General features: G+C 69.7%; 5 protein-coding genes. 2 read left to right on the forward strand and 3 right to left on the reverse strand.

Features of this window, described 5'->3' with window-relative positions:
* Position 1 precedes the first annotated feature (1 nt).
* From ABZS66_RS32995 to ABZS66_RS33005, 3 genes are all read right to left on the reverse strand, one after another.
* Complete coding sequence (locus ABZS66_RS32995) at positions 2–1,204, reverse strand: hypothetical protein (RefSeq protein WP_354764564.1); 1,203 nt, start codon at positions 1,202–1,204, stop codon at positions 2–4.
* Positions 1,191–1,712: a sigma-70 family RNA polymerase sigma factor gene (locus ABZS66_RS33000; RefSeq protein WP_354764566.1), complete on the reverse strand. Its 522-nt coding sequence runs from the start codon at positions 1,710–1,712 to the stop codon at positions 1,191–1,193. The genes ABZS66_RS32995 and ABZS66_RS33000 overlap by 14 nt, the downstream gene beginning before the upstream one ends.
* Before the next feature lie 70 nt (positions 1,713–1,782).
* Positions 1,783–2,709 (reverse strand): hypothetical protein, encoded by a 927-nt coding sequence (locus ABZS66_RS33005; protein ID WP_354764568.1) that lies wholly within the window; start codon positions 2,707–2,709, stop codon positions 1,783–1,785.
* Positions 2,710–2,871: 162 nt separating this feature from the next.
* Here ABZS66_RS33005 and ABZS66_RS33010 point away from each other — a divergent pair, with 162 nt between their 5' ends.
* The gene (locus ABZS66_RS33010) at positions 2,872–3,957 is read left to right on the forward strand and encodes a C45 family peptidase (protein WP_354764570.1); all 1,086 of its coding nucleotides are present in this window, start codon (positions 2,872–2,874) and stop codon (positions 3,955–3,957) included.
* Between the two features lie 266 nt (positions 3,958–4,223).
* Complete coding sequence (locus ABZS66_RS33015) at positions 4,224–6,152, forward strand: DUF1800 domain-containing protein (RefSeq protein WP_354764572.1); 1,929 nt, start codon at positions 4,224–4,226, stop codon at positions 6,150–6,152.
* Positions 6,153–6,253: the final 101 nt, after the last annotated feature.

Raw genomic sequence — 6,253 nt, forward strand, 5'->3', positions numbered from 1 at the left:
ACTACCGCGTCATGAACTGGTCCTGGTTGTTGGCGCCGTCGAGGTCGGGAGCCGTCGTGCCGTCCGGCAGCCGGGCGTCGATGCGGACCGACTCGGTGAATCCGCCGCCGTGGACCGCGCCGTGCCGGAACTCGAACGTCATCTCGCGGGTGGCGCCGGGTGCGGGCGGGGTGACCGGGCACCGGGCCGTCTGCGGGTCGGTGAACGTGCAGCCGTTCCAGCCGGTCAGGCCGCTGTACAGCTCGGTGGTCAGGTAGATGTCACCGCTCATGTGGAACGTGATGACCGCCTTCTGGGGCGTCCCGCCCCGGTGGTTGCGGATCGTCACGGTCACGGTGCCGTACGCGGACTGGTTGCTGTCGGGCGTGCCCCAGACCAGGTCGGTCGCGGTGACCGAGAGATCGGCGACGTTCGGGTTGGGCGGGAACGACCTGGGCCCGTCGACCTGCTGGAACGCCGTGCCGGACCAGGTGTACGAGCGCCATTGGTGCTGCGGCAGTTGCTCGGACTCGCCGCAGCAGCCCCGGTAGTCGCCCAGCTCGACCTGCACCTGGGCGCCGGAGGCCGCGACGTCGAACAGCGCCTTGACGGCGCCGCCGGTGCGCACGACCCGGCCGACCGTGGTGACCGCGCCGGACGAGTCCCGGTCGAAGACCACGACCTGCCCGGCGGCCTCGCCTCCGGTGCAGCTCAACAGGGCCGCGGTCTCCGCAGACCCGTCACCGTCGACGTCCGGGTACACCAGCTTCTCGATCTTGACGGTCCATGTCCCGGATCGGGTCGACTCGCCGTGGAAGGTGAACCGGCCGGACGGGCAGCCGTCCTGCGACCAGGCCGGCAGGTCGACCGTCGCGGCGGCCAGCTCCTCGCGGCTCATCCGGCCGTACGCCGACTCGCTTGCGGACGGCGGCGCTGCCGAGGGCGACGTTGCGGAGGCGGACGCGGACGCCGCCGGTGGCGTCGACGCGTCGTTCGACGTGCTCGGGTCGACCGCGCGTTCCGCGGGCGCACCGAGCAGTGCGTAGCTGCCCAGCCCGGCGGCCACCAGCGTCGCGGCGACGGTGACGACCCGGTTGCGACGCCGGCGACGGCGGACCATGGTGTGCACGGCGGCCGAGCCCGGAGGCATGACCCGCGGCGCGAACTCGGCGTGGAAGTCGTCGAGCGCGTCCTGCAGCCCGCGGGGCGTTTCACGCTCGGGCATCGTCGTCCTCTTTCCACGTGTCCGACAGCTGCTCGGCCAGCATCTTGCGGGTCCGGTGCAGCCACGACTTCACCGTGTTCTCGGCGACCTGCTCCTGGCTGGCGATGTCCGCGATGGACAGATCGCCGATGTAGTACAGGATGAAGACCCGGCGCGCGTTCGCCGGCACGGTTGCCAGCGCGCGGATCAGGTCCACGCGATCCGGCGTCGGCCCGTCGGTGACCTGGGGCCGGAGGTGGGCGAACGCGGCGAGCGCTCGGCGCGCCTGCCGGAACCGGTTCTTGGCGAGGTTCCAGGCGACCCGGCGCACCCAGGCGCCCGGGTTGTCGTACAGCACGATCGTGCTCCACCGCGGCAGCGCCCGGCAGAACGCCTCCTGTACCAGATCCTGGGCATAGGCCAGGTCACCCGTGTACGCGCAGAGCTGCAGCGTCAACGAGTGGAAGTTGGCGGCGTAGAACTCGTCGAAGCCGGCACTGGCCGAGGCCGTCGAGGCTGCGGTATTCAAATCGTGTCCTTCAAGAGGCGCACGGCGGCGGGCCCCCCGTCGGTGCCCACCGCCACATCGCTCGCAGCGCTCAGTTCACGTGGACGGTACTGGTCGTCGCGTTGTCGGCCGGGTTCGCGTCCGCGATGGCGGACAGGCTCCGCATCGCGGTGACCGACACGGTCAGCTGCGCACCGTCCGCGGGCGGCTGGCTGGTCCAGATCATGATCGTGACCACCCGCTGCGCGCCTTTCCCGACCGGCTCGATCCGGCACGGCCACTCGGGGCTGCCGAAGCAGCCGATCGGCTGGCCGACCACCCGCGGCGTGCCGGCGACCCCGGCCAACGCGATGCCGACCTCGTCGTGATCCGCGTCGGTGCCCCCGCTCACGGTGACCACCAGCTCACCGGTGTACGTGCCGTCGCCGTTCGAGGTGAACGTCGTCGGCCCGGCCTGCACGGACAGGTCCGGCGTCGGGGCCGGCTGGTAGGTGCCCGGCTCGACACCGGAGCCGGTGCCCCGCAACCTGGCCCGGAACTGGGCCCGGTTGTTCGACGGCGAGGCATCGGCCGGTCCGCCGACGTTCTCGACCGCGATCGTCGCCGGCTCGCTGAGGCGGCTCTTCGCCTGCGGTCCGGCCAGCGAGGTGAACCTGATGCGCAGGTCGCGCACCTCGCCGTTGGTCATCCCGCCCATCAGGACGCACCGCAGCGCCCGGGCACCGTACGCGGCGTCCGGCAAGCAGGTCTGCAGTTGCAGGGCCTCCTCGCCGGCGAACCGGATGCCCGCCGGCTGAGCCACGATCACGTCCACCGAGGCCGCCGCCTGGCCGCGGTACTTCAGCCGCACCGGCAACACCCCCGCGTAGCCGCCGCCCTCCGCAAGCGTCAGCTGCGCGGTGCCCGCCGAAACCGTGAGGTCGGACGCCGGTGGTTCGCCGGCCGCTGCCGGGCCGGCGAACGCGAGCGCTCCTACGGTGGCGCCGACCGCGAGCGCCACTTTTGTGAGTCGCAACACTGCTCCTCCTTGTCGTTGACTGACGCGCCATACACACCGCAGCGAAGGGTCCCGTTGCGGCGAGAAGTGACGGCTACCCGACAGCTCCACGTGGTTCGCGGGCAGCCCCGGTCAAGCGGTCGAGGGTCGCGGACAGGGCGTCGTCACGCTTAGCGTGCTCGCATGAGCCTTCCGTTGCCGCTGGTCGTCGTGTCGGGCACGCCGGGTGAGTGTGGTGTCGCCTACGGCAAAGCGGCGGCCGACCTCATCGGGCTGAACACGGCGAACTATCTGGAGCGATTCGCGTCATTCGCCGGTCTCGATCGCTCGACGGTACGGCGGTACGGCGTGTTGTTCCGGGAGGCGTCCCACGAGCACGCGCCGCGGGTCGCGGACATGCTCGACGGCGTGGCCGAGGGTGCCGACGTCGACGTGAACGAGATCTACGCGCTGAACGGCCGGTCGGAGCTGATGTACGCCGGGACGGAGTGCACGGCGATCGGGGTGCTCGATACACGCACCGTCACCGGCCACACACTCCTCGCCCAGAACTGGGACTGGCATCCGGCGCAGCGCCCGTACAGCCTCCTCCTCGCGACCCGGGACGAGCGCGGCTCCCAGGTGCTCGCGCTGACGGAGGCCGGGATGCTGGCCAAGGCCGGCCTGAACGACGCCGGCCTCGGTGTCTGCGTGAACCTGCTCGGGTCGTCGCGCGACCGGCGCTCCGGCGGCGTGCCGTACCACGTGCTGCTCCGGGCCGTGCTCGAAGCGCGCCTGCTCGGTGACGCGGTCAAGGTCGCCTGCGCGACGCCACGCTGTTCGAGCATCAACCTGCTGGTCGGTCAGGCCTTTGCCGCAGGTGTACCGGGTGAGGTGCTGGACCTCGAGGTCGTGCCGGGTGACGTCGGCGTGCTCAACCCGGTCGACGGCGTGATCACGCACGCCAACCACATCGAGGCGACGCTGCCGGTCTTCGATGTCGTGCGCGACCTCGGGGGATCGACGTTCTTCCGTAGCGCGCGGGCGCGCCGACTGCTCGGCGGCGAGCCGCTCGACGAGAAGCACCTGCAGGCGGTGCTGGCCGATCACGGCGGTCATCCACAGTCGATCTGCCGCCATGACATCGACGCTCCTAGTGATGCGGAGCGGACGGAGTCGCTGTTCGGGGTACTGCTGGATCTCGACGAGCGTCGCATGACGATCACGCCCGGTCCGCCGTGCCAGGCGGACGCATCCCACGACATCCGACTTGCCGGACTTTTCGCATGATTTCCGCACTGCCGTGCCCTTGTGTTACTCCTTAAATGTACCTGTGCTGATCTCGCGTTTTTGATCTCCGCCGGAGCGAGTTTTCGCAGCTCAGACCTGCTTGCACAGGCATGTGCGCATGTTGCCCGCCCCCGGGCGCCTTAAGTCCCGGTCAGAGCGCTTCAGACGTGGGTTGTCCCTGGTCGGACCGGCTACTAGCTTCCGCTATCGACGCACGTGAGCCCCCACCTCGTCGGAATCGGGATTGCTAGATGAACGAGCGAGACGTGCCCAGAAGGCGCGGTGACCACGACCCGTACCGCGACTCGTACTACGAGTCCGGTTATGAGGACCAGACCGGCTACATGCGCGCCGACCGTGGCGGCTCCGGACCGCACTTCTACGACCCGGGTCCGGTGTCCCGCGGTCGCGGCCCGCTGCCGGACATCGACGACGAAGCCGACTACGAGGACGAGCCCTCCAACTGGCGGCGCCGCACCGCGATGATCGCCATCGGCGGCGGCGCGGCCGCGCTGATCGGCGGCGGCGCCTACGCCGTCACCCAGTTCTTCGGCGAGGGCACCCGGACCGAGCCCGTCGAGGCCGAGACGCCGGTCGACACCGCCGCCCCCGCCTACGTCGACCAGAACCAGAGCCTGATGAACGGCCAGGCCGGCCTCGGCGTCCGCAAGAACACCCCGACCACCGGCACCACGTTCGGCACCCCGGCCGACGCCGCCAAGAACGCCGTCGTGGTCGGCAACACCGTGCTGCCGAAGAAGGACCCGGTCCGCCACCTGGCCAGCCGGCTCACCTTCGGTCCGAACACGAAGACGATCAGCGACATCAACAAGCTCGGGATCAACGGCTGGATCGCCAAGCAGCTCAAGCCGGAGACGATCCCGCTGACCCGCGGCGAGCAGAAGGCCGACGCCGAGCTGGTCACCTGGAACATGACGTACGAGCAGCTCAAGGCGCAGCAGAGCGACCTGGACAAGAAGGGCGTCAAGGCCGACAACCAGAACGTCCAGTACACCATCGCCAAGCAGCTGTTCTCCGACCGGCAGCTGTTCGAGATGATGGTCGACTTCTTCGGCGACTACCTGCACGTCTCCGCCTTCCACGACGGGAACGAGCTGGTGCGGGCCGCCTTCGAGCGGGACGTGATCCGCAAGCACGCGCTCGGCAACTACGTCGACATGTTCCTCGCCGCCAACAGCCACCCGGCGCTGCTGCGGTACCTCGACCAGCAGGCCTCCACCAAGGACCAGATCAACGAGAACCTGGCCCGCGAGAACCTCGAGCTCTACACCGTCGGCGCGTTCAACGGGTACACCGAGGTCGACGTCCGGCAGGCCGCCATGCTCCAGACGGGTCGCAGCATCCGCGACGGCAAGTACGTCTACCGGCCCGAGCAGCACTACGTCGGCCCGGTGAAGATCATGGGCTTCTCCCACGCCAACCCCACCGCCGAGGGCGGCGAGGCGGTGCAGGAGGCGTACTTCCGGTACATCGCCCTGCACCCGAACACCGCGCGGTACATGGCGCAGAACCTCGCGACCCGGTTCGTCTCGGACACCCCGCCGAAGACGCTGGTCGACGCGATGGCGAAGACCTACATCGACAAGAAGAGCAACATCCCCGCCGTGCTCATGACGATGCTGAACCGCACCGAGTTCTGGGCCTCCGTCGGCCAGAAGGTGCGCCGCCCCGGCGAGTACCTCACCGCCACCTACCGGGCGCTGGAGGTCAACCCCGACGCGCCGGCCGGCTTCACGTCGAACAACATGAACGTGAGCCCGATGGTGCAGGGCCTGGCCGACGTCATGCGGAAGCTGGAGGAGTACGGGCACGCGCCGATGGAGCTGCCGACCCCCAACGGCTACGCCGACGTGTACGTCGCGTGGACCTCGGCCGGGACCATGGTCAACCAGTGGAACGACGCCTACAACGCCGTCGTCGGCGGCCGCAGGCAGTTCACCTGGCAGAAGCCGGAGGCGCTGGTCGCCAACCCGCCGGCGACCGCGGGCGCGTACCTCGATGCGCTGAGCAAGAAGCTCATCAACGTCACGCTCGACACCGCGCGCAAGAACGCGATCCTGAAGATCGCCGGACCGACCGTCACGGCCGCCACGCCGGTCGACGCGACGTTCAACGGCGCGATCGCCGCGGTCGTGCGGGCCCTGTTCGCCACTCCCCACCACCACCTCCGGTAGGCGCAGATCATGGAGAAGAACGTGCACCGTTCCCTGCATCCCGAGTGCCCTGACCTGCTTCGCCTGGGGCCCAACCGGTTCGAGGCGGCGCTGCGGGCCGA

The organism is Dactylosporangium sp. NPDC005572 (assembly GCF_040605515.1).
Lineage (GTDB): Bacteria > Actinomycetota > Actinomycetes > Mycobacteriales > Micromonosporaceae > Dactylosporangium.